The sequence below is a fragment of the Caulobacter sp. GW821-FHT12A07 genome, from assembly GCF_058807655.1.
Window position 1 is genome coordinate 425,874 of the sequence record NZ_JBXAQX010000003.1, and the last position, 21,634, is coordinate 447,507.

General features: G+C 67.9%; 26 protein-coding genes, 1 tRNA gene and 1 pseudogene. 10 read left to right on the plus strand and 18 right to left on the minus strand.

What is annotated here, in order from left to right:
- Positions 1-45: 45 nt before the first annotated feature.
- From glmU to AC1RRS_RS08530, 9 genes are all read left to right on the plus strand, one after another.
- A complete protein-coding gene (glmU, locus tag AC1RRS_RS08490) occupies positions 46-1,428 on the plus strand; it encodes a bifunctional UDP-N-acetylglucosamine diphosphorylase/glucosamine-1-phosphate N-acetyltransferase GlmU (RefSeq protein ID WP_492854751.1) in 1,383 nt (460 codons plus the stop codon).
- Positions 1,425-2,105: a ribose-5-phosphate isomerase RpiA gene (gene rpiA / locus AC1RRS_RS08495; RefSeq protein ID WP_492854753.1), complete on the plus strand. Its 681-nt coding sequence runs from the start codon at positions 1,425-1,427 to the stop codon at positions 2,103-2,105. The genes glmU and rpiA overlap by 4 nt, the downstream gene beginning before the upstream one ends.
- Before the next feature lie 51 nt (positions 2,106-2,156).
- Positions 2,157-3,554, plus strand: coding sequence for a glutathione-disulfide reductase (gor, locus tag AC1RRS_RS08500; RefSeq protein WP_492854754.1), 1,398 nt, complete (start codon positions 2,157-2,159; stop codon positions 3,552-3,554).
- Entirely contained in the window at positions 3,551-4,795 is a 1,245-nt protein-coding gene (locus AC1RRS_RS08505) for an O-antigen ligase family protein (RefSeq protein WP_492854755.1), read from the plus strand. Before gor ends, AC1RRS_RS08505 begins: the two co-directional genes overlap by 4 nt.
- Positions 4,796-4,878: 83 nt before the next feature.
- Positions 4,879-6,258, plus strand: coding sequence for a class II 3-deoxy-7-phosphoheptulonate synthase (locus AC1RRS_RS08510; RefSeq protein ID WP_487291551.1), 1,380 nt, complete (start codon positions 4,879-4,881; stop codon positions 6,256-6,258).
- Between the two features lie 216 nt (positions 6,259-6,474).
- Positions 6,475-8,265, plus strand: coding sequence for a long-chain-acyl-CoA synthetase (locus AC1RRS_RS08515; protein WP_492854756.1), 1,791 nt, complete (start codon positions 6,475-6,477; stop codon positions 8,263-8,265).
- A gap of 73 nt (positions 8,266-8,338) precedes the next feature.
- Complete coding sequence (locus AC1RRS_RS08520; protein ID WP_492854758.1) at positions 8,339-9,193, plus strand: alpha/beta hydrolase; 855 nt, start codon at positions 8,339-8,341, stop codon at positions 9,191-9,193.
- A 146-nt stretch (positions 9,194-9,339) separates the two neighbouring features.
- Positions 9,340-9,696 (plus strand): aspartate 1-decarboxylase, encoded by a 357-nt coding sequence (panD, locus tag AC1RRS_RS08525; protein ID WP_110118544.1) that lies wholly within the window; start codon positions 9,340-9,342, stop codon positions 9,694-9,696.
- Positions 9,696-10,157, plus strand: a complete 462-nt coding sequence (locus AC1RRS_RS08530) for a hypothetical protein (RefSeq protein ID WP_492854759.1) — start codon at positions 9,696-9,698, stop codon at positions 10,155-10,157. The genes panD and AC1RRS_RS08530 overlap by 1 nt, the downstream gene beginning before the upstream one ends.
- A 22-nt stretch (positions 10,158-10,179) precedes the next feature.
- Here AC1RRS_RS08530 and AC1RRS_RS08535 read toward each other — a convergent pair whose 3' ends face one another.
- Positions 10,180-10,920 (minus strand): SIMPL domain-containing protein, encoded by a 741-nt coding sequence (locus AC1RRS_RS08535; RefSeq protein WP_492854760.1) that lies wholly within the window; start codon positions 10,918-10,920, stop codon positions 10,180-10,182.
- 160 nt (positions 10,921-11,080) lie between these two features.
- Here AC1RRS_RS08535 and AC1RRS_RS08540 point away from each other — a divergent pair.
- Positions 11,081-11,156 (plus strand) — tRNA-Ile (locus AC1RRS_RS08540).
- Positions 11,157-11,226: 70 nt separating this feature from the next.
- Here the strand turns inward: AC1RRS_RS08540 and AC1RRS_RS08545 are convergent.
- From AC1RRS_RS08545 to AC1RRS_RS08625, 17 genes and pseudogenes are all read right to left on the minus strand, one after another.
- Positions 11,227-12,288 (minus strand): tyrosine-type recombinase/integrase, encoded by a 1,062-nt coding sequence (locus AC1RRS_RS08545; RefSeq protein ID WP_492854761.1) that lies wholly within the window; start codon positions 12,286-12,288, stop codon positions 11,227-11,229.
- Positions 12,288-12,494: a hypothetical protein gene (locus AC1RRS_RS08550; RefSeq protein WP_492854762.1), complete on the minus strand. Its 207-nt coding sequence runs from the start codon at positions 12,492-12,494 to the stop codon at positions 12,288-12,290. Before AC1RRS_RS08550 ends, AC1RRS_RS08545 begins: the two co-directional genes overlap by 1 nt.
- Positions 12,495-12,658: 164 nt before the next feature.
- Entirely contained in the window at positions 12,659-13,135 is a 477-nt protein-coding gene (locus tag AC1RRS_RS08555; protein ID WP_492854763.1) for a hypothetical protein, read from the minus strand.
- The gene (locus AC1RRS_RS08560) at positions 13,128-13,673 is read right to left on the minus strand and encodes a hypothetical protein (RefSeq protein WP_492854764.1); all 546 of its coding nucleotides are present in this window, start codon (positions 13,671-13,673) and stop codon (positions 13,128-13,130) included. Before AC1RRS_RS08560 ends, AC1RRS_RS08555 begins: the two co-directional genes overlap by 8 nt.
- 3 nt (positions 13,674-13,676) lie before the next feature.
- A complete protein-coding gene (locus AC1RRS_RS08565; RefSeq protein WP_492854765.1) occupies positions 13,677-14,762 on the minus strand; it encodes a Lar family restriction alleviation protein in 1,086 nt (361 codons plus the stop codon).
- Between the two features lies 1 nt (position 14,763).
- Entirely contained in the window at positions 14,764-14,961 is a 198-nt protein-coding gene (locus AC1RRS_RS08570) for a hypothetical protein (RefSeq protein WP_492854766.1), read from the minus strand.
- A gap of 243 nt (positions 14,962-15,204) precedes the next feature.
- Positions 15,205-15,591, minus strand: a complete 387-nt coding sequence (locus AC1RRS_RS08575; RefSeq protein ID WP_492854767.1) for a hypothetical protein — start codon at positions 15,589-15,591, stop codon at positions 15,205-15,207.
- Between the two features lie 2 nt (positions 15,592-15,593).
- Positions 15,594-15,926, minus strand: coding sequence for a hypothetical protein (locus AC1RRS_RS08580; RefSeq protein WP_492854768.1), 333 nt, complete (start codon positions 15,924-15,926; stop codon positions 15,594-15,596).
- A 2-nt stretch (positions 15,927-15,928) separates the two neighbouring features.
- Positions 15,929-16,735, minus strand: a complete 807-nt coding sequence (locus tag AC1RRS_RS08585) for an ead/Ea22-like family protein (protein WP_492854769.1) — start codon at positions 16,733-16,735, stop codon at positions 15,929-15,931.
- A gap of 34 nt (positions 16,736-16,769) precedes the next feature.
- Positions 16,770-17,462, minus strand: coding sequence for a hypothetical protein (locus tag AC1RRS_RS08590; RefSeq protein ID WP_492854940.1), 693 nt, complete (start codon positions 17,460-17,462; stop codon positions 16,770-16,772).
- Between the two features lie 25 nt (positions 17,463-17,487).
- Positions 17,488-18,030 (minus strand): annotated as a pseudogene (locus AC1RRS_RS08595) (DNA cytosine methyltransferase); the annotation flags it as partial.
- Positions 18,027-18,530 (minus strand): hypothetical protein, encoded by a 504-nt coding sequence (locus tag AC1RRS_RS08600; RefSeq protein ID WP_492854770.1) that lies wholly within the window; start codon positions 18,528-18,530, stop codon positions 18,027-18,029. The gene AC1RRS_RS08600 and the pseudogene AC1RRS_RS08595, both read right to left, overlap by 4 nt.
- Entirely contained in the window at positions 18,527-19,036 is a 510-nt protein-coding gene (locus AC1RRS_RS08605) for a hypothetical protein (RefSeq protein ID WP_492854771.1), read from the minus strand. The genes AC1RRS_RS08600 and AC1RRS_RS08605 overlap by 4 nt, the downstream gene beginning before the upstream one ends.
- Complete coding sequence (gene bet / locus AC1RRS_RS08610) at positions 19,033-19,983, minus strand: phage recombination protein Bet (RefSeq protein WP_492854773.1); 951 nt, start codon at positions 19,981-19,983, stop codon at positions 19,033-19,035. Before bet ends, AC1RRS_RS08605 begins: the two co-directional genes overlap by 4 nt.
- Positions 19,984-19,985: 2 nt before the next feature.
- The gene (locus tag AC1RRS_RS08615) at positions 19,986-20,582 is read right to left on the minus strand and encodes a siphovirus Gp157 family protein (RefSeq protein ID WP_492854774.1); all 597 of its coding nucleotides are present in this window, start codon (positions 20,580-20,582) and stop codon (positions 19,986-19,988) included.
- A 178-nt stretch (positions 20,583-20,760) separates the two neighbouring features.
- Positions 20,761-21,015 carry a phosphopantetheine-binding protein gene (locus AC1RRS_RS08620; protein WP_492854776.1) on the minus strand — a complete coding sequence of 85 codons (255 nt, stop codon included), beginning with the start codon at positions 21,013-21,015 and terminating at the stop codon, positions 20,761-20,763.
- Positions 21,016-21,208: 193 nt separating this feature from the next.
- Positions 21,209-21,634 (minus strand): hypothetical protein (locus tag AC1RRS_RS08625; protein WP_492854777.1); only part of this gene is annotated, 426 nt, incomplete at its 5' end.

Here is a 21,634-nt window from a genome sequence, read left to right on the forward strand (position 1 = left end):
GGCGCGGCTAATGCAACTTTGGTTCGCTTCGGAGTCGCTCTGGTCATGACTACGACCACCTCATCCCACGGCAGTGGCCGTCCGCGCGCGGCGGTGATCCTGGCCGCCGGCCAGGGCACCCGGATGAAGTCGCCGACGCCCAAGGTGCTGCACAAGGTCGGCGGCCGGCCGATGCTCGACCACGCCATCGACGCCGCGCAGGCCCTGGGCTGCGAGCGCATCGTGGTGGTCGTGGGCGCGCACAGCCCGCAGGTCGGCGAGCACGCCAGGAAGCGCCTGGGCCCGAACGCCACCGTCGTGCAGGACCCGCCGCTGGGAACCGGCCACGCCGTGCTGGCCGCCAAGGACGCCCTGGCCGACTTCGACGGCGACGTGGTCGTCACCTATGCCGACTGCCCGCTGCTCAACGCCCCGGTGATCGCGCCGCTGTTCGACCTGCGCGCCGCCGGGACCGACGTCGCCGTGCTGGGCTTCGAGGCCGCCGATCCCGGCGCCTACGGCCGCCTGGTGCTGGCGCCCGGCCACGTGCTGCTGCGCATCGTCGAGGCCAAGGACGCCGAGCCGGCCGTGCTGGCGCTCAAGCACTGCAATTCCGGCGTCCTGGCCGCCGACCGCGCCCAGTTGTTCGACCTGCTCGCCGCCGTCGGCAACGACAACGCCAAGGGCGAATACTATCTGACCGACATCGTCGGCATCGCCCACGATCGCAAGCTGGCCACCCGCGCCGCCTTCGCGCCGGAAGCGGCCGTGCAGGGCGTCAATTCCCAGGCCGAGTTGGCCGCCGCCGAGGCGGTCTGGCAGGCCGGCCGCCGCGCGGTGCTGATGGCCGAGGGCGTGACCATGCCCGCGCCCGAGACCGTCCACCTGTCGTGGGACACGGCGATCGCCGCGGGCGTCACGGTCGAGCCGTTCGTGGTGTTCGGCGCGGGCGTCAGCGTCGCTTCCGGCGCGGTGATCAAGGCTTTCAGCCATCTGGAAGGGGCCTTGGTCGGGGAGGGCGCCCTGATCGGTCCCTACGCCCGCCTGCGCCCTGGGGCCGAGATCGGTCCGGAGGCCCACATCGGCAACTTCGTCGAGGTCAAGAAGGTCAAGGTCGGGGCCGGCGCCAAGGCCAACCACCTGAGCTACCTGGGCGACGGCTCGGTGGGGCCGAAGGCCAACATCGGGGCCGGCACGATCTTCTGCAATTACGACGGCTTCGAGAAGTTCGAGACCCATGTCGGCGCGGGCGCCTTCATCGGCTCCAACTCGGCCCTGGTCGCCCCGGTGCGGATCGGCGACGGGGCGATGACCGGTTCGGGCTCGGTGATCACCGCCGACGTTCCCGCCGGCGACCTGGCGCTGAGCCGCGCCCTGCAAGCCAACAAGACCGGGTGGGCGGCCAGGTTCCGCGCCCTCAAGCAGGCCAAGAAGGACAAGAAGGCATGAGCGCCGACGACCAGAAGAGAATTTCGGGCGAAGCGGCCGCGCAGCTGGTTGAATCCGGCATGGTCGTGGGCCTGGGCACCGGCTCGACCGCCGCCTGGTTCGTCAAGGCCCTGGCCGCCCGCAAGCTCGACATCCGCGGCGTGCCGACCTCGGAAGCCACCGCCAGCCTCGCCCGCGAACTCGGCATTACGCTGGTGGCGCTGGACGACGTCAAGACGATCGACCTCACCGTCGACGGCGCCGACGAGATCGGCCCGGGCCTGTCCCTGATCAAGGGCGGCGGCGCGGCCCTGCTGCGCGAGAAGCTGGTCTGGGAAGCCTCCAGCCGCTGCGTCGTCATCGCCGACGCCGCCAAGCACGTGAAGGTGCTGGGCAAGTTCCCGCTGCCGATCGAGGTAGTGCGCTTCGGCCATCCTCACACCGGTTACCGACTGGCCGACATCGCCGCCGAGTTCGACCTGCCGCCCCCGCGTCTGCGCATGGCCGACCGCGGCGTCGTCGCCACCGACGGCGGCAATGTGATCTACGACATGGCCTCGGGCGCGATCCCCGACCCGGCGGCCCTGGCGGCGGCCCTGAAGACCGTCACCGGCGTGGTCGACCACGGCCTGTTCCTCGATTTGGCCGACGAGGCCCTGATCGGGACCGACGAAGGGGTGGTCAAGCTTCTGCCTTGATCCCATATCCCGATCCCGCTGTTTCCAGTTCGCTTTGATCCGGAGCCGATGATGGCTGAGTACGACTTCGACCTCTTCGTCATCGGCGCCGGTTCGGGCGGCGTGCGCGCCGCGCGGCTGGCGGCCCTGTCGGGCGCCAAGGTGGCCGTGGCCGAGGAATACCGGGTCGGCGGCACCTGCGTGGTGCGCGGCTGCGTGCCCAAGAAGTTCATGGTCTACGCCAGCGAGGTCTCCAGCCAACTGAAGACCGCCAAGGGCTACGGCTGGACGGTCGGGCAGGCCAGCTTCGACTGGAAGACCTTCCTGCACGACAAGGACGTCGAGATCGCGCGGCTGTCGGGCATCTACGTCACCAACCTGCGCAAGGCCGGCGCCCACCTGCTGCACGGCAAGGCCCGCATCCTCGACGCCCACACCGTCGAGGTGCTGCCCAAGGAAGGCTCCGAAGGCGACGCCGGCCGCTACACCGCCAGGCGGATCCTGGTGGCCACGGGCGGCCGCCCCGTGCGTCCGGCGTTCGAGGGGGCCGAGCACGGCATCACCTCGGACGAGGCCTTCCACCTGCCGACCCTGCCCAAGCGGGTGCTGGTGGTCGGCGGCGGTTACATCGCCGTCGAGTTCGCCGGCATCTATGCCGGCCTCGGCGTCGAGACCACGCTCTGCTATCGCGGCTCCAACATCCTGCGCGGCTTCGACGACGACGTCCGCGCCCATCTCGCCGACGAGATGGAGAAGCGCGGCGTCAAGGTGGTGCTGGGCTGCTCGCACAAGTCGATCGAAAAGACCGACGCCGGCCTCGTCAGCACCTTCAACAACAACCTGACCTTCGAGAGCGACGTGGTGCTCTTCGCCACCGGCCGCGACCCCTATGTCGAGGGGCTGGGCCTCGAGAACGCCGGGGTGAGGCTGAACGACAAGGGCGCCATCGCCGTCGACGCCCATTCGAAGACCAATGTCGACAGCATCTGGGCCGTCGGCGACGTCACCGACCGCATCAACCTGACGCCGGTGGCGATCCGCGAGGGCGCGGCCTTCGCCCAGACCGAGTTCTACGGCAATCCGACCACCTTCGACCACGACCTCGTCGCCTCGGCCGTGTTCTCGCAACCGCCGATCGGCGCGGTGGGCATGAGCGAGGCCGAGGCCCGCCACGCCTTCGGCAAGGTCGACATCTATCGCGCCGTCTTCCGGCCGATGAAGCTGACCTTCTACGGCGGCCAGGAGCGCTGCCTGATGAAGCTGGTCGTCCGCCAGGACAACGAGCAGGTCGTCGGCGTCCACGTGGTCGGTCCAGACGCGCCCGAGATCATCCAGATGGCCGCCATCGCCGTGAAGATGGGCGTGACCAAGCCGCAGTGGGACAGCACCTGCGCCGTCCACCCGACCCTGGCCGAGGAACTGGTGACCATGCGCGAGAAGTACGTCCCGGCCGAGGTGGGCGGCGTATGAACCAGACGGCCGTGACCGAGAAGCCGACGCCGTGGCTGGGCGGCGTCATGATCTTCCTGTTCGTGATGACCCCGTTGCTGGGCTATCTCGCGCAGCTCGGTTTCGCGCCTCTGCTGTCCCTGGTCGGTCTATTGGCCCTGCCGGTGATCGGCCGTCCGCGCGCCCCGATCGCTCCGGCCTTCATCCTGCTGTTGCTGGCCCTGTGGGGCGTGTGGAGCATGGCCTGGAGCCCGGCCGCCCCGCCGCCCGGCTCGCTGAAGGCGTATGGCGACATCGAGAAGCTGACGGCCGCCAAGCTCGTCCTGCAGCTCGTGCTCTATGGCGCGGCGGTGGGCGCGGCCTTCCGCCTGTCGGGCCGCGCGGCCGACCGCGCCGCGACCGTCATGGGGTTCGGCGTCCTGGCCCTGGCGATCGTCATCGGCGTCGATGCGCTGACCGGCGCGGCGATCTTCCAGAAGTTTCGCGTGCTGACCGGCGATCCGGTGCGCCCGGACGTCGCCAAGGTGAAGATCAGCATCGGCTGCTACGTGCTGGCGGTGATGTTCTGGCCGGCCGCCGCGGCGCTGGCGCGGCGCGGCAAGGCGGCGGCCGTGCTGCTGCTGCTGGCCGGCGCGGTCGTCACCTCGGTGCTGTCGAGCGCGGACTCCTGTCTCGTCGCGCTCGCGGCGGGACTGGTGACCTGGGCGCTGATCAAGTTCGGCGGCAAGTTCGGCGGGCGGGCGCTGACCCTGTTCGTGGCGTTGCCGTTCGTGGTGGCCCCGATCGCCGTGCTCTGGGCCATCCAGAGCGGCTTCTGGGCCTGGCTGCACGTCCTGGTGCCGCCGTCCTGGGACGCGCGACTGAACATCTGGGCCTTCGCCGCCGACCACGTGCAGACCCATCCGTTCCGCGGCTGGGGCCTGGACGCCAGCCGCACCTTCGGCGACGCCATCCCGCTGCACACCCACAACGCCCAGCTCCAGCTGTGGCTCGAACTCGGCGCGATCGGCGCGGCCCTGGCCGGCGCCTTCTTCTGCTGGCTGGCCTATGGCGTGACGCGTACTGCCGAGACAGACCGTGGCGCGGCGGCGACGGCGGGCGCGGCCCTGGTCAGCTACCTGGTCATCGGCGCGCTCAGCTTCGGGGTCTGGCAGGAGTGGTGGATCGCCGTCGGCGCCCTGGCCATCATCGCCTGCGTCGCCTTGCGTCGTTCGAGCAGCGAATACAGCGACGAGTTGGTTGAAATTTCCCCGCTGAGCTAAAATATACAGCTTCGCCGCACGATTTTTGCTTTTACCCTCGGGGTGCGCTATCAGCGCTCCCCTTTAGAACGTTTGAGAACATCATGACCGCCCGGTGGACCCCCGCGACCTGGAGAGCCAAACCCGCCAAGCACGTGCCGACGGATTATCCGGACGCCGGCGCTGTCGAGCGGGTCGAGCAGACCCTCCGCCAGATGCCGCCGCTGGTCTTCGCCGGCGAGGCGCGTCGTCTGAAGAGCCTGCTGGGCGACGTGGCCGAAGGCCGGGCCTTCCTGCTGCAGGGCGGCGACTGCGCCGAGAGCTTCAAGGAATTCCACGCCGACAACATCCGCGACACCTTCCGCCTGATCCTGCAGATGGCGGTGGTGCTGACCTTCGCCGGCGGCAAGCCGGTGGTGAAGGTGGGCCGCATCGCCGGCCAGTTCGCCAAGCCGCGCTCCGAGCCGATCGAGACGATCGACGATGTGACCCTGCCGTCCTATCGCGGCGACATCATCAACGGCATGGACTTCAACGAGGCCGAGCGGGTTCCCGACCCGGACCGCCTGCTGAAGGCCTACGGCCAGTCGGCGGCGACCCTGAACCTGCTGCGCGCCTTCGCCAGCGGCGGCTATGCCGACCTCTACAACATCCACCGCTGGACCCTGGGCTTCGTCGGCGACAGCCCGCAGGGCGCGCGCTACCGCGAACTGTCGGAGAAGATCTCCGAGGCCCTGACCTTCATGTCGGCCGTCGGCGTCACGCCCGACACCCAGCCCGACCTGAAGCGCGTGGAGTTCTTCACCAGCCACGAGGCCCTGCTGCTGGGCTTCGAGGAAGCCATGACCCGCGTCGATAGCACTTCGGGCGACTGGTACGACACCAGCGCCCACCTGCTGTGGATCGGCGAGCGCACCCGCCAGCTGGACGGCGCCCACATCGAGTTCATGCGCGGCGTGAAGAACCCGATCGGCCTGAAGTGCGGTCCGACCATGGAGGGCGACGACCTCCTGCGCCTGATCGACGTGCTGAACCCCAACAACGAGCCGGGCCGCCTGACCCTCTACGGCCGTTTCGGTTCGGACAAGATCGCCGACCGCCTGCCGCGCCTGATGAAAGCCACCAAGGCCGACGGCCGCGCTGTGGTCTGGGCCACCGACCCGATGCACGGCAACACGCTGAAGGCCTCGACCGGCTACAAGACCCGTCCGTTCGACCGCATCCTCTCCGAAGTGAAGAGCTTCGTGGAAGTGGCCCATTCGGAAGGCGTCCACCCCGGCGGCGTGCACCTGGAGATGACCGGCCAGAACGTCACCGAATGCCTGGGCGGCGCCCGTGCGGTGTCGGAGACCGATCTCGCCGACCGCTACCATACCCACTGCGACCCGCGTCTGAACGGCGAGCAGGCGCTGGAGCTGGCGTTCCTGGTGGCTGAAAAGCTGAAGGCCGCCCGCGACGACCAACGCAAGGCCGCCAACGGCTAAGCACAGTTCAAGCTGACCCTAAGGGAAAGCTCGAATCCGAGACCAAAGGGGCCGCGTGGATCAGTTCCACGCGGCCCTTTCAATAGTGCCCTTACGGCATGTGAGACGATTTCGCCGCTGCGAGCGATTGCGTTTCGCAGATGCACACGCAAGACCTTCCAACGACTTGACCGCTAGCCCGGCGCTCTCCAATGGTTGTTTGAAGGGAGTGAATTTATGCGTCTGCAGGCCAAGTTGAAGCGGGAGTGGCGGTTCCTCAAGGGGCTGACTCGCACTCTGAAGCGCGTGAACTCGATAGCGCCGGACAGCGACAACCTGATCTGCGACGACCTCGAGGCCGCCGTCGACAAGTGGAAGTCCAGCCCCGCGATCACCTTCGAGGGCAATACGATCACCTATGGCGAGCTCGACGCCATCGCCAACCGCTACGCCCACTGGGCGAAGGGGCAGGGGATCACGCGAGGCCAGACCGTGGCCCTCTTCATGCCCAACCGCATCGAGTACCTGGCGATCTGGTATGGCCTTTCGAAGGTCGGCGTCGCCACCGCTCTCATCAATAACCAACTGACGGGCGCCGCCCTGGCGCACTGCCTCAACATCTCCCAGGCGCTGCACTGCATCGTCGACCCGGAAACCTCGCCCTGCTTCGAGCAGGTGAAGGACCAGCTGGGCCGTCACATCCAGCAGTGGGTGCTGGGTCCTGTCCACGGCGACCAGCGCGACCTCGTCAACGCGCTCAAGAGCTGCAGCCAGCTGCGCCCCGACCGCGAGACCGCCCGCGGCGGCCTGACCGCCAAGGACACCGCCCTCTACATCTTCACCAGCGGCACCACCGGCCTGCCCAAGGCCGCGCGCATCACCCACATGCGCGCCCAGCTCTACATGCGCGGCTTCGCCGGCTCGACGGACTCGCGAGCCAGCGACCGCATCTACGTCACCCTGCCGCTCTATCACGCCACCGGCGGCCTCTGCGCCATGGGCGCTGGCCTGCTGAACGGCGGCAGCATCGTGCTGCGCAAGAAGTTCTCGGCCACCCACTTCTGGAGCGACATCGTCGCCGAGAAGTGCACCATGTTCGTCTATATCGGCGAGCTGTGCCGCTACCTCGCCAACCAGCCCGAGAACGAGTACGAGCGCGCCCACAAGATCCGCCTGATCTTCGGCAACGGCCTGCGCCCCGACGTCTGGGACGACATGCTCGACCGCTTCAAGGTCGGCGGCGTGCTCGAGTTCTACGGCGCGACCGAAGGCAACGTCTCGCTGTTCAACTTCGACGGCCGCCGCGGCGCCATCGGCCGTGTGCCGGGCTATCTGCGCAAGAAGTTCAACATCCGCATCGTCAAGTTCGACGTCGAGACCGAGACCCCGGTGCGTGGCCCCAACGGCTGCTGCGTCGAGGTCAAGCCCGGCGAGATCGGCGAGTGCATCGGCCACATCGCCAGCGACGCCCGCTCCAACTTCACCGGCTACGCCGACAAGGCCGCCACCGAGAAGAAGGTGCTGCACGACGTCTTCGAAAAGGGCGACGCCTGGTTCCGCACCGGCGATCTGATGCGCCAGGACAGCGACGGCTACATCTATTTCGTCGACCGCATCGGCGACACCTTCCGCTGGAAGGGCGAGAACGTCGCCACCAGCGAAGTGTCCGAGCGCCTCGCGGGCTTCCCGGGCGTCAAGGAGATCAACGTCTACGGCGTTCCGGTGGGCGACCTCGACGGCAAGGCCGGCATGGCCTCGCTGGTCGTCGGCCCCGAGTTCGAGATCGAAAACCTGGCCGAATATGTCGACCGCGAGATGCCGGCCTACGCCCGTCCGGTGTTCGTGCGCCTGCAGCCCGAGATCGAGACCACCGGCACCTTCAAGTACCGCAAGATCGACCTTGTCCAGGAAGGCTTCGACCCGGCCAAGATCAAGGATCCGCTGTACTTCCGCGAGCCCGGCAAGGGCTATGTGAAGATCACCAAGGCGGTGCACGCCAAGATCGTCGCGGGCGGATTCAAGCTGTAGCCTTGCCTCCGATCGCCTCCCGCTTCCGTATCTCTTGCGAACGCGAGGGACGGATGCGGGCATGGATCTTCGAATGACGCGCCGGACGGGCCTTGCGACCCTGGCGGCGAGCCTGGCTTCGGCCTGCTCGCCGCTGTCGCTGTTCGCCACCCTGACGCCCAAGGACGCGGCCACCTCTCCTCTGCGCGGGACCACCTATGGCGGGCATCCGCGCCAGCGGCTGGACGTCTACGCCCCGCCGGGCGGGATCCAGGGCGCGCCGGTGCTGGTGTTCTTCTACGGCGGCGGTTGGAACTCTGGCCGGCGCGCGGAATACGGCTGGGTCGGACGGGCGCTGGCGGCCCAGGGCTTCCTCGTCGTCGTGCCCGACTACCGGCTCTATCCCGAGGTGCGGTTCCCGAGCTTCCTGGAGGACGCGGCCCTGGCCGTGCGCTGGACCGTCGACCACGCCGCCGGTCTGGGCGGGGATTCGTCCCGCGTGCTGTTCGCCGGTCATTCGGCCGGCGCCTATATCGCCGCCATGCTGGCGCTGGACGCCCGATACCTCCAGGCCGCCGGCGTCGATCCCCGCGCGGTGAAGGCCTTCGCGGGCCTTTCGGGGCCTTACGCCTTCCTGCCGCTGGACGGGGAGATCTCCACCCGCACCTTCGGCGGCGCGCCCGACCTGCTGGCCACCCAACCGATCAGCTTCGTCCGCGCCGACGCCCCGGCCGCTTTCCTGGCCACCGGCGAGGCCGACACCACCGTCCGGCCGCGCAACACCCGCAAGCTGGCCAAGGCCCTGCGCGAGGCGGGCGTCGTCGTGGAAGAGCAGGTCTATCCCGGCCTCGACCACGCAGCCCCGCTGCTGGCCCTGTCGCGGCCGTTGCGGAACAAGGCGCCGGTGCTGGCGGGAATGACGGCGTTCCTGAAGGCCGCGGCGGCCTGATCGGCTGCAGCCATCCACCGCGCCGTGTTGCGCTGCGATTGAACGCGCGGCCCATCCTGTCTATATGGCCCTGACTGAACGCGGGTCATGTGTGTGGCGACCTCGCGAAATCCCAGTGACTCAAAGAGATAAGAAGGGGCGTCGCCATGCTTCTGACCATGATGAAGGCCAAGCTGCACCGCGCCACGGTGACCCAGGCCGATCTCGACTACGAAGGCTCGATCGCCATCGACCGCGACCTGCTGGACGCCTCAGGCATCCTGCCCAACGAACAGGTCGATGTGCTCAACATCACCACCGGCGCGCGCTTCACCACCTACGCCATCGAGGCCCCGCGCGGCTCGAAGGTGATCGGCGTCAACGGCGCCGCCGCCCGCCTGGTGCAGAAGAACGACACCGTCATCGTCGTCACCTACTGCCAGATGCCGGCCGAAGAGGCGCGCAACTACGCCCCGACCGTCGTGCTGCTCGACGAAGGCAACCTCATCAAGAAGGCCGCCTGATGCGGTCCGGCGCCGTCCTGGTTCTCCTGGCCGGCGCCTTGGCGCTCGCCGGCTGCGCCCCGAAACTGCCCAAGGCCGTCGACGAGGACGCCCTGACCCAGTACGTCGGCCGAGCCATCGGTTCGGCCTCGACCTGCGTGCTGGTCGCCGACGCCAAGGGCAAGACCGTCTGGACCGGCGGCGGCTACGTCACCTGCGCCCGCAACCTGCCGACCTGCGAAGGCAAGGTGACGACGGCGCAGGAGGTTCTGAAGGCCAACCTGTCCGGCGAGGCCCGCTTCCTCAGTTGCGACAGCGCCGGCGCCAACACCGTCGGCTGGGCCATGGGCCCGGTCCCGGCCGGCAAGGGCCGCCAGCCCTCCGGCCTGCGCTATCTCGCCGTCATGGAGGGCGAGCGCGCCCTGCCGGGCATCGAGATCCAGGACCGCGTCGAGCGAGCCTTCGTCCGCGCTGGCTTCTAACCAGCGCGGACTTCGCGTTCGCTTACTGGCGCGCCTCGTAGGTCGCGCTGACTTCAATCCGCACCTTCAGTTCGCCGCCGGAGATCGCCGTCGAGTCGGCCATCTCGCGCTTGGCCATGGCGAACATCGGCACGGGCTGCGGGGAGGGCGTGTAGCCGCCGGCCTCGTTCAGGCTGACCAGGCGCACCACCTTGTAGCCGGTGGCCCGGGCATAGAGGTCGGACTTGGCCTTCAGGGCCTCGACCGCCTTCACGCGCGCGGCGTCCTCGGCCTTCTGCGGGTCTTGCAGGCCGAAGCTGATGCCGCCCACGGTGTTGGCCCCGGCCGAGGCGGCCGCGTCGATCGTCTGGCCCAGCTTGGAAAGGTCGCGCGCCAGGATCGTCACCTGGTTGCTGGCCTGGTAGCCGGTCAGGCGCGGCGGCTGGTTCTGCTCGTAGACGTACTGCGGATTGACGTTGAGGTTCGAGGTCTGGATGTCGCGCTCGGCGACGCCGGCCTTCTTCAGCGCCGCGAGCACCTTGTTCATCGCCGTCCCGTTGGCCGACAGGGCCGCCTGGGCGCTGGCGCCTTCGGTTTGGACGCCCAGGGTGATGGTCGCCATGTCCGGCGCGATCACCGTCTCGCCCGAGGCCGACAGGTTGAAGGTGGTGGCGCGGAACGCCGCGTCGTTGGCGCTTTGGGCGCTCGCGGGCAGGGCCGACAGGGCCAGGGCGGCGGCGCCGAAAGAGGCGATGGCCAGGGCGGTCGTGCGGGTGCGGGTCATGCTCGTTCTCCAGCGAAGGGCAGGACGCCACAGTGCGTCGCCCCTCGGTTGGTTCCCGTGTCGCAAACTCAACCTGAACCGCACCTTTAAGCCGCGTGCAGCCCATGCTAATCGACCCGTCCTGGCCCGCGCCGACTCTACTGTTCCGCGCGGTCCTCGGGGGCCTGTAGCTCAATGGTTAGAGCCGACCGCTCATAACGGTCTGGTTGGGGGTTCGAGTCCCTCCAGGCCTACCACCCACCTATGCAAACCGTTGCCTTGAAACGATCTCCGCTTGGTTTGACAGTCAGGTTTGACGCTGTCGGTTCACCCTTCGTCCAGTTTCGCGATCGCCGAGCGGGCCAAGTGCTCCTGGCGAACGCTGCGCGTATACCGCTCCACCTCCTTCAAGGACCGGTGGCCGGTGACGGCCGCGATTTGGTGAGGCGTGCAGTTTGCCTCAGCAAGGCGGCGGCTTCCGGCCTTGCGCAGACCGTGCGGCGTCGAGTCTTCAGGCAGCCCGGCGGCGATCGCCTTCTCCCTGAACCATTTGGTGAATCCGGCGGCTGAGAACGGCTTGCCGTATTCGGTGACAATGAAGGTCAGGTTGTCAGAGGGGAGGGCGTCAAGGCCGGCCTTTAGCTCGGGGTGCAGGGGAATGACGAGTTGCACCGCCTCGTCTAGCTTGCGGGCGCCGGCACCCTTTAGCTGGGTGAAGATCAGTGCATCACCTTTCCGGTGCTGCCGGCCCATCAGGACCACGTCCGAGCGGCGCTGGACGGTGTAGAGCAGCAGTTGGAGCGCTAGGCGCGGCTTCGATCCGATCGGCCACTTTTTCTCGAACATGGCGATGTCGTCGTCGGACCAAGGTCGAAAACCCTTGCCCTCGCGCGGAAGCTCGACGTCTTCGAAAGGATTATGCGTCACCAGGTCTCGCGCCTTCCCGACGTCGTAGACCTTGCGCAGGCGCTTGATCAGGTTGCGCGTCGCGCCCGGTGTATCCTGGCCGCGGTCTATGATCTGCAGAGCGTGACGACGCTGAAGTCCGCGCGCGGGTAGGTCTCCGTACTTGATCCCCTTGGCGCCGACGGTCTCGCGGAAGCGGTCCAGGGCATGGCGGTACGTTCGCTGGGTGTCGGCGCCCAGCTGTCGCCAGTCGCTCGATTGGTAATAGGCCACGATCAGGGCGGAGATCGAACCGGCCTTGGACTTCCCTTCGCCGGCGCCGGCCTTGCTCTCGTGCGCGGCGGCATAGGCCGCCATGAACTCCTCCGACCCCGGGTCGCCGGGCAACGCTATCCGGGTGAAGCCTGGGCGCCGGTAATAGTGCCGCACCCGACCGTGACGGTCCTTAAACCGCTGGACGAACTTCAGCGTCAGCTTGGTCATCAGTCGAAGGCTTCATCCCACGCGACGGCCGCGTCGCCCTCAGAAGGCGCGTTGGCAGGCGCCGGCGTCAAGGCTTCAGGAAGAGCGCCAGCAACGTGGATCGAGCCATCCTTGGCGATCCAGACGTGCGGGTTCAGGCCGGCGGCCTGGGCGGCGCGCAGGGCGCGGGTGACGTCAGTCTGGCGGAAGGCTCTAGGGTGTCCCATGGCTATCCTCCCTGGCAGCGCCATTGCTGGGGCCTTTCGATTGGAGGGCTTCAGACCGCCACGGCCGCATGTCGCGGATGACGATGGTGTGCGCGACGGCGAGGTGGTTGCGGAGCGCGTGCGCTTGGTGGAAGCCGCGCCCGCACGACGGGCAGATGAACGCCTCAGGCTTCCACATCGCACGCCTCCTCAGCCAGGGCTTGGCCTCCGGTGGCGGCTCGCTCCGAACCGAAAATCCGATCAGCCAGGCCGCCGGCCGTCTTCCAGGTGATCCATTTTCCAAACCGCTGCTTGACCCAGTGGCGGATCTCTTCGGCAGCCCAGCAATGGCACTCAGCTAGGCGCACCTGAGCGTCGTCGCGGGCGCGGCGCGCCTCGACCATGGCCGGCCTCAGCGCTTTAGCGTCGATGATCACGATGTCGTCGTCGCGGTCTTCCTTGAGCGGCCCCGGCCTGAATCCGATGGCCTGGCGAAGCGCGTCGCGGTCTCCCTCGGCCTTTACGAGGGCCTCCCGAAGGCGGCGGATCTCGGCGGCCGCGACTGTGACCGCCTCGCCGTCTAGGTGGTCCCAGAGGTTGCCGGGGCCGTAGTTGCTGGCCATGGCCTCCAGGGTGGTTTCAATGCTGGACGGCTTAGGCATCTGCCTCCCCCTCCATACCAAGGGCGGAGGCTTGGACGCGGTCCTCGGCTTCAATTTCCGCGAGGACTCGGTCTTTCTCCTCGTCCGTGAGGCTGAACCGGTGGGGCTCGACCTTGATCGGTCCCGGCCAGTCGAAGGCGCGGTAGCGCATGGACGCCGACCCGTCAGGCCCCGTGCGAAGCTGGTAGACGGTCGGCGCGGCGCTGAAGTCGGTGTAGTAGACGTCTTTGCCCATCGCCTTGGCGTGAGAGATTTCGCGGCGGGTGCTTTCGCCGATGTAGCCACCATAGTTGATGACGACGATCATGTGCGATGCGTCGATCTTGGCTAGGTGGATTTGATCCAGGCGCACCTTCTCCTCGTCGGTGAAGGTGTCGCCGCTGTGGCCGAAGCCGGCGACCGAGTAGACGAGGAAGCCGGCCAGCGTCAGGCGCTTGTTCCACAACTCGAATTGGTCGCGGAACTTCGTGGACCCACACAACGTGATCCGGGCCACTTCGCGCTTTACGACGTTGCTGTGAGCGAGTTGTTCAGCCACGGCTCAGCCCTCCGCTTTCTGTGCGGCGAGGATTGCGGCTAGAGCCTTACGAAGGTCGCCGTGCGTAATCCGAGGTCCGGGCAGATCGAAGCCTCCGGTCCATGCAAACGCCAACTCGTCGTCAGGTTGGACTACGAATTTTGGCCACCGTTCACGAAGCTTTTCTTCGAACTCGGCAAATGCCGCGAACGGTTTCAGCGCCTCCACCAGAGCCCCCATACCCGGAGAGGCGACAGCAACCCGCGTCACCTTCACATCGCCGTTGATGGCATCTCGCAGGCCGTCCGCGATCTTGTTGGGCGTAACCGGAGAGGTGGCGGGAGGGGCGGAGGCGAGCATGGCGGCGTAGGCGTCGCGGACGATGAAGGTCATGCCGTCCAGGCCCTCGCCTTGCTGCCGCTGGCCCAGGCCGCGCCAAGCCCAGTGCTTGTCGTCGCCGGCGACCTGTCCAGCTTTCTGCATCGCCTCGGTCGGCTCGACCGGCACCAGCTTCCACCCCTCGGCCGTGACCGTAGAGGGCGGGGCGAGTGCTGCATCGACCCTAGCGATGACGTACTCAGTTGCGCCAGGATGGTCCGACCCTTCCAAAGTGGCCGAAAGCAACATGCTCAGGCGCCCGCGCGCCAATTCCAGCGCATCCACCAACGCTCTCACGTCCGAGGGTGGGTTGGAGGCGGCCCGCTCGACAGCGTCCAGCGGCATCCAGGCGACGGCCGCGAACTTCTGCTGGCTGAACGTGCGGATCTCGTCGGTGCGTGACGATGGCGCGGCCCGCCAGCAGCGGCGAATGTCGCCCTTCGCGTTCTTGGCCAGGAAATCGGGGCCGTTCTTCGGCGCGGCGGTCATGTCCTCGTTCCACGCCACCGGCTCGGACGGCGCTACAGGGGCGCGGCGGTTCCAGGCAGCGATCGCTTCGTCCAGCGTTGCCCGGCGCGGACCATCCGTCGCTTCAGTCTCGGAGCAAGACAGGCAGAAAACGGAATACCCCTCACCTTCCTTGCCGGAAAAGAAGAAGCTTTGATCGTTGAGGTCCCCGCCACAGAACGGACAGGGCTCCAGGCGCTCGCTGAGGGTGGTGTTCTGGGTCATGTCAGGCCCTTCCGATCGGTTCTTCGAAGATTTCGCGGTAGCGCTCCAGCCCCTCATCCGAGACGAGGAACCGCTTCACCTGTTCGGCCAGGTCGTTCGGGTCGTCGAAACCCCACTCAAAAATGGCGGTCACGAAGTCGCCGAGTTCTTCCCAACGGTCAGGGTTCACCGTCTGAACGGTCTCGATGTCAGCGCTCATGCGGAGGGCTCCGTAGTGGTGAGGGCGCGGCCGTAGTCAAAGGCGGGGCGTATGGAGACGCGGATGGTGCGCCATCCCTTTCGGTAAGCTCGCCGCCAGCCTTGCCGTGGGCTTTCTCCGGGCCTGGTCCAGACGCGGCCAACGCAGTCTTGGGCTTCTGAGCGAAGCGATCTGACAGAACTGTCGAGTATGAAGTGGGGAGGACTGGCCCACGATGGCGCCTAAGCCGCCCATGCGAATACCTCACGCATCCCCATTCTCCCGCTCCCCAGGGGTGGCCAGAAGCTCCCGAAGGCGGAAAGCGATCACGGCCTCGTCAATGAGGGCTTGCTGATCGGACCACGTCAGCGTCGCGCTGTCGTTCGGGCCGCACAGTTGCCGGTAGCTCTCTTGGAAATCGAGGATGCGATCCAGGCGCTCGGGGCTCATGGGGCGCACCTCGCGGTCTCCGGCCAGCAAAGCCGACACAGCGGTCAGCCTCTCCTCTAGGGAGGCGCGGCCTTGGGCGCGGGCGGCGTCCAGAAGTTTGGCGAGGTTCGACCATTCGGCGTCGCTGCCAGTCATGGTATTGCCCGTGACCTGAAGCACGAGCGCCACGTTTTCAGGCGATAGCTTTGGTGACAGGGCCATGGTTACGCCTCCGCCTGATCGTGGTCGGCGCGCTCGTAGGCGCGTTCAGCCTCTTCGCCCTCGGAAATGAAGGCGTCGATTTCGTCGCAGGCGTCCTCTAATGTGCGCCCTTCGACCTTCTCGCCGTTGTCCACCCAGCCGTCTTCCGGGCCTTCATAAGAGGCGTCGTAGTTCGGGCTGATGGCGTGCCACTGGCCGTCCGGCTCCAGGCCGATCGACCAACCGCGATAGCGGTAGGCGCTGGTGGCGGAGATGAACTCGGCTCGCGGTCCCGGCTTGCAGTCGCATCCGTCGATCGACGAGCAGCCAGCCTTGCAGATCGTGACGTCCGCCATGGTCAGCCCTCGCCTTGGGTGGTGGCCAGGACGTCTTCCGCCTTGTCGATGGCTCGGTTCAGATCGCCCCATCGCGGGTCAATGCCGTCCATTTGGTCGATGAGGTTGCGCAGCGCCGCCTTCAGTTGCCCGACCTTTGCCTCCAGCGAAATCGCGCGCTCGGCTTCGCCATGCCACGACGCCGTGTTCTGGCGGGCCACGTCGAGGATCGACTGAAGAGGCAGGCTCGCGGCGTATCCCGGCGCGTCTTCGCCGCCACAGATCGCGAGGCGGAGCTGTTCGACCTCTGCCGTCAGGTCGGCGATGGTGGCGGCTTGGCGCTCTGATGCGAGCTTAACTTCGTCAGGCACGTTGGCCATGAACTCGACAGACGCGCCTTCGCTGACCATCGCTCCGTTGCCGATGGCCTGCGCCGTCCGGGCCACGACCGCTCGCAGCGCCAAGTTCTCGCGCCCCTGCTCTGCATAGGCGTCGAGGAGGGCGTCTCGCTCAGCCAAGAGAGTCGAGACATTGGCGGGGTTGGCGAGGGCGATGAAGACGTGATCGGCTCGCACTCGGAGGTTTCCGGCGGACCCAAAGACATCACAGATGTGCTCTGGAGCGCTGGGGGCCACAACGTGAGGAAATTGCCCGGCAGACCACGGCCCGGGCGTGGCGTTCCCTGCCGCTTCACGCAGCGCCACGACGAGCGCAGCCAGGTCAGGTGTGGTGGTCTTGCTCATGTCCATCGAGGCGCTGGAATTGCGGGCCGCGCTCTCGGGCGCGGAGACGGGCTGGCTCTGGGATGAGCCCTTGTTCTGGTCGCTCATGCGGCAGGCCTTTGCTGGGAGAGGTGGGCGTCCATCAGCCGAACAAGTTCAGCTGCGCCGGCGGAGCGGCGTGCGAGGTCAGTTGCGAGAGTGCGGAGCGCATACGCTGCTTGAAGCGGCTTAACTCCGTTGCCGAGCATGCGAAGGCGGTCCACCCGGTGGGCCAGCCCATCAGCCATTCCACGAACAGCGGGTTGAGCTGAAGGCCAGAGGTCGAGGACTTCTCGCCAGGCGTCGAGGTCGTTTGGCCTAGGTGGCCAGAGAGGGAGTCCGCTTGGCCGTTCAAAAGGAGCTCGCTCGAGCGATCCCCAGACCGCGCCTTCCGGCCGCCCGTCACGCCCGTCACGGCCGCCACGGCCGGCGTCGACCAATGGTGCGCCACGAAGTTCGGCAGTTGCTGGCCCGTCGGCTCGGTGCGACCGCGGCTGTCCTGGCTGTCCTGGCTGTCCTGGCTGTCCTGGCTGTTGGGCGACCTGTAGTCGCGCGTCGCCGGCGTCGGCCAGTTCTGCACCTCGTGGTGCAGACTGATCCCCTTCCTCGCCCCGCGCTCTCCGGCGTCGATCGTCATCTGACGTAGCGCCGCGCTGTTCCGCTCTGCGTCGATCACTGCTGGGGTCGGCCAGGCCGACCCCAGTGGAAAGGCTCTGGCCGCCGCCTTCGCTTGACCCGAAATCGTCAGGCGCTCCGCGCCCTTCTGCCCGCGATCGCGCGTGTAGTCGCCCGTCACCACCCTCGGCGTCGCCCTGGGCGACGCCGAGGGTGAAGATGCGCTGGCGCTCATCCGTGCCGCCAACTTCCGGCGCCTCGAACAGGCCTCCCTCAACCTCGAAACCCAGGCGCTGTAGGTCTCGCCAGACACGCTCTGCACCCGGAGTTTCGCCGGGCTTAGCCGAGAGCATGCCGGGGACGTTCTCGATGAGGACGAACCACGGGCGGGCCTGGACGATGATGCGGCGGGTCGGCGACCAGAGGTCGCGCTCGTCGGCGGCGCCGAGGCGGCGGCCGGCGTGGCTGTGCGGCTGACACGGGATGCCGCCAATGACGCCGTCCACGCATCCACGCCAGCGTCGGCCTTGGAAGGTTCGGGCATCTGACCAGATAGGCGCTTGAGCCAGGAGGCCCGTTCGCATCGCTTCGACCAAGTGAGCGACGGCGAAGGCTTCCCTCTCCACCAGACAGACTGGGCGAGCGCTTGGGATTGCCAGCTCGACGCCGAGGTCGAGGCCTCCGCCTCCGGTGCAGAGGCTGATGAGGTTGAGGGCGTCAGGCCCGGAACGTAGAGCCAGGTCATTCACTTCACCCCTCCGTCATTAGCCGTGGCGAACCGACGAACAGCAGGCTCGCCGGCGAGGAAGGCGGCATAGAAGCGCGCGGCGTTGTCGTAGGCGTCGACGCCCACGGCGGCCCAGAAGTCGCGCTCCCGGCGCTGGTGCTGGTCGCCCTGGTGGTGGAAGCGGCAGAGGGGGTTGCAGTGCCGGTCGTGGTTCTTGTTCTGCAGGCCCGGGTTCATCACGCCGTGGGCGGCGGACGAGTAGCGGACGTGGGCGGCCTCGATCGGGCCCTCGCATCCGCCCAGGTGCTCGGCGGCGCACGGCTGGCGGCGGATGAAAGCCCGGAACGCGTTGTCCTTCTCCCGCGGCTGGCGCTTTCCTGGCGCCTTGCTGGCCACCAGGGCGCGGATGTGCTCGCGCGCGGCCTCCTTCCGGGCCAGGCGCTTTGCCTTGCTCTCTCGGCGCTTTATCGCGGCGGCGGCGGTGAGGACTTCACGGTCCTCGGCGGAGCGGGTGAGGGTCATGAGGCCCTCGCGGCGCCCAGCGCCTTGACGTCGGCGCCGATCATTTCGGCGACCACCTGCAGGACCGCTTCCTTGCTGGCCTGGAATTCGACCTTGCCCATGGCGCGAGCCGACTGGCTCTTGGCCGTCATCACCACGACCGTCGCCTCCATCACGACCACGACGGCGTAGTCGTCGAGCGGCTTGACGAAGGCCCCGACGCGCTGGGCCTCGGCCTTGGACGCGCACGCGATCGAGCGCTCATCGCGGTAGCCGGCCTTGATCAGAGCGAACTTACGAAGGTGCTCGGCCGACGGAAAGCGCTCGGCCCAGGACTCGGGCAGGTTCATCCACGCCTCGTTGATCGAAGCGAAGTAGTGCCGGTGGCTGGCAGACGAGCGGTCCTGCACCTCGGCGAGGGTGTAGGTCTCGCCGATGACGAACTGCTGGTCGGCCTGGCGGGCGAAGCGCGGCGCAATGCGCATGGCTTCGCCGTCCCAGGTGAAGGGGAAGGGTGCTTGGCTCATGCCGTTTCCGCCTCCCGCTCAGCGGCGGCCAGCTCGGCGCGGCGGCCCTCCAGGAACTTCTTCACCTCCAGGGCGTCGCCGGCGGCGCGCGCCCAGAACTCCTGCAGCGGCGCCTTGTTGACCCCCTCGAACCACGACTGATGGGCGACGCTGGTGAAATCGCGGGCGGCGGAGATGACGCGGTCGGCGATCTGGCCGAGCGGAACGTTCTCCATGGCGGCGTTGGGCGCGAACTGGAACAGGATGCCGGTCGCGCCGACGCGTTGAAGGCGTTCCTGGGTGGCGGCGGCTTCAACCTGCTCGCTGGGCAGCAGATCGCCAGCGATCGCCTGGTCGAGTTCGGCGCGCTCGTAGAGCGACGACATGTCCTCGGGAAAGGCCTTGCGCAGGGCCTGGGCCTCGGCGCACTTGGCCAGCATCAGGCGGGGCATGCGCGACCAGTTGCCGCCGGTGTCGAGCACCTTGCGCCCCGTCGGCCGGCGGCGGCCATCGTCGCCTTCCTTCCACTCGTCGGAGACCGGGGCAAACTCGTCCCAGTAGGCGACGCCCGTGACGCGCTTCCAGCCGCCTTCGCGCGCGGCGTCGGCGATGTAGATCCGGACCAGGGCCTTCTCCAGACCAAGCGGGTTGGTCTCCGAACGCAGAGTCGGGTCGGCGTGGAATTCCGGCTCATCCTCGTCGGGGCGGTAGCGCCGCGACCGGGCCGCGATCACCCGCAGGCCGTCGATCGTGGTCACGATGGCCATGCGGCGCTTGTCGGCCTTAGCCTTGTTGAAGACCAGGGCGCTGATCTGCTTGCGGAACGGGTCGAGGCCCGCGTTCTGGGCTACCGTCACGAACAGGTCGAATTCCTGGGCGTTGCAGTCGGCCGCGACGGTGCGCTTGATGAGGGCCAACTGCGAGCCGGACCAGATGTTGGCGGCGGCGATGGGCGTGATGGCGTTCATGGTCACTTCACCCGGATCGTGAGGGAGGGAGCGGCGTTCGACAGGGTCGCGCCGGGAATGGAGGTCGAGAGAGCGGCAAGGGCGGCGGCGCGCTCTTCCTCGTCTGCGATCTCCAGGGCGGCTTCGCGGGCCTTGGCGGCCTCGCGCAGAGCAGCCGTGAGGGCGGGCCGGTCGAGCGTCGGCTTGCCGGCCTTCCAGTAGGCCGACGGGATCTCGGCCTCGTCGGTCACGACCAAGGACGGCGCCCGCGTGGACAGCGAGAGCGTGCCGCCGGGGCGGACGATCGGCGCGTCCACCTCCGCGATCATCAGGGCCTGCTCGATCAGGGCGCGGGCGCGGCTCACCCGGCCCTCGAAACGGGCCTTGCGGCTGTCCAGCGTGGCGATCATCGCCGCGACGCCCTGGGCGGCGCCCTCGTCGGCGGCGATCCCGACCAGCAACTCGTCGATCGTCTCGAACAGGTTGGTCTCGCCCTCGATCATGTCGACCAGCAGTTCGCCGTCGTCGCCGACGGTGGCCAGCAGGCTCTCGCGCAGCGCGGCCGCAGCCTTGGCTTCGCGGATCGGGTCGGGCTCGTAGACCTTCTTCTTGGCAGCCATCAGTGAGGCTCTTTCAACTCAGCCATGCGGGCGACGAAAGCGGTCCGGTTGGCGGGAAGGGTTTCGGGATGGGCCTGGAGAGCGGCAGCGTTGGCCGCGCCCCAGGCCTTCAGGTCGTCAGCGGATCGGGCCAGGCCGATGCAGAGGGAGACGAGAGCGCGCACGAACTCGTCCTCCGTCACGCCGCCGTCGGCAGGTCGCCGACCAGACGCAGGGCGAGGCGCTCCAGGTCGCCGATGGTCTTGACCTGCTCGGCCTCGTCGTCGGAGATCTCCGCGTCCAGGCGGTCTTCCACCTCCATGAGCACTTCGATCATGGTGAGGTCGCAGACGCCGGCCTGGGCGAAGATCAGGCCCGGACCGAGGTCGGTCGGGTCCACCTTCAGCCGCTTGGCGACGATCCAGTGGACCATGGAGGTGGTGGAGCAGGTCACGCGCGGCCTCCGAACGGAGCGACCAGAACGTCGAGCCAGGACCGACGGGCAGGACGGTTGATCTCCGCCCTCCAGTCCTCGTACTCGGTGCGAACCCGAGCCTTTCGGCCCGTGCCGGGAGGCGCGCAGCTGGCCTCCGGGCTGGTGACGACGCCCTTACGAGCGGCTGCGGTCGTGGAAGGGGCGGGCGCCATCAGGCGGCGGCCTTGGTGCGGAGCCACGCCCGCGCCTGTTCGTCGGTGACGAAGAAGTGCTGAGCGGCCTCGACACCGAGGAGGATGGCGCCGGCGGCGGCAGAGCCAACCTTGCCCTCCAGCTTGTAGCCATCCTCGCCGGCCAGATGGACGCCCCAGCCAGCGATGCAGTGCGACGTGCCGCAGCTGTGCCAGGCGTTCATCTTCAGCGCGTCGTCCGTGAGGAGCGCTGCGCCGGCGACATCGCGCAGGCGGGCGGCGACCGTTTCTGCATCGGGCAACTCGTGGCCCTTGATTTCGCTCAGCGCCGGCAGGCTGACCTTTCCGCCATCACGCACTTCCAGGCCGCCGCCCACCGAGGTGAGCACCGGGGCCTGGAAGTCGGCCCTGACCCACAGGTAGCCGCCCACCGAGGTGAGCACCGG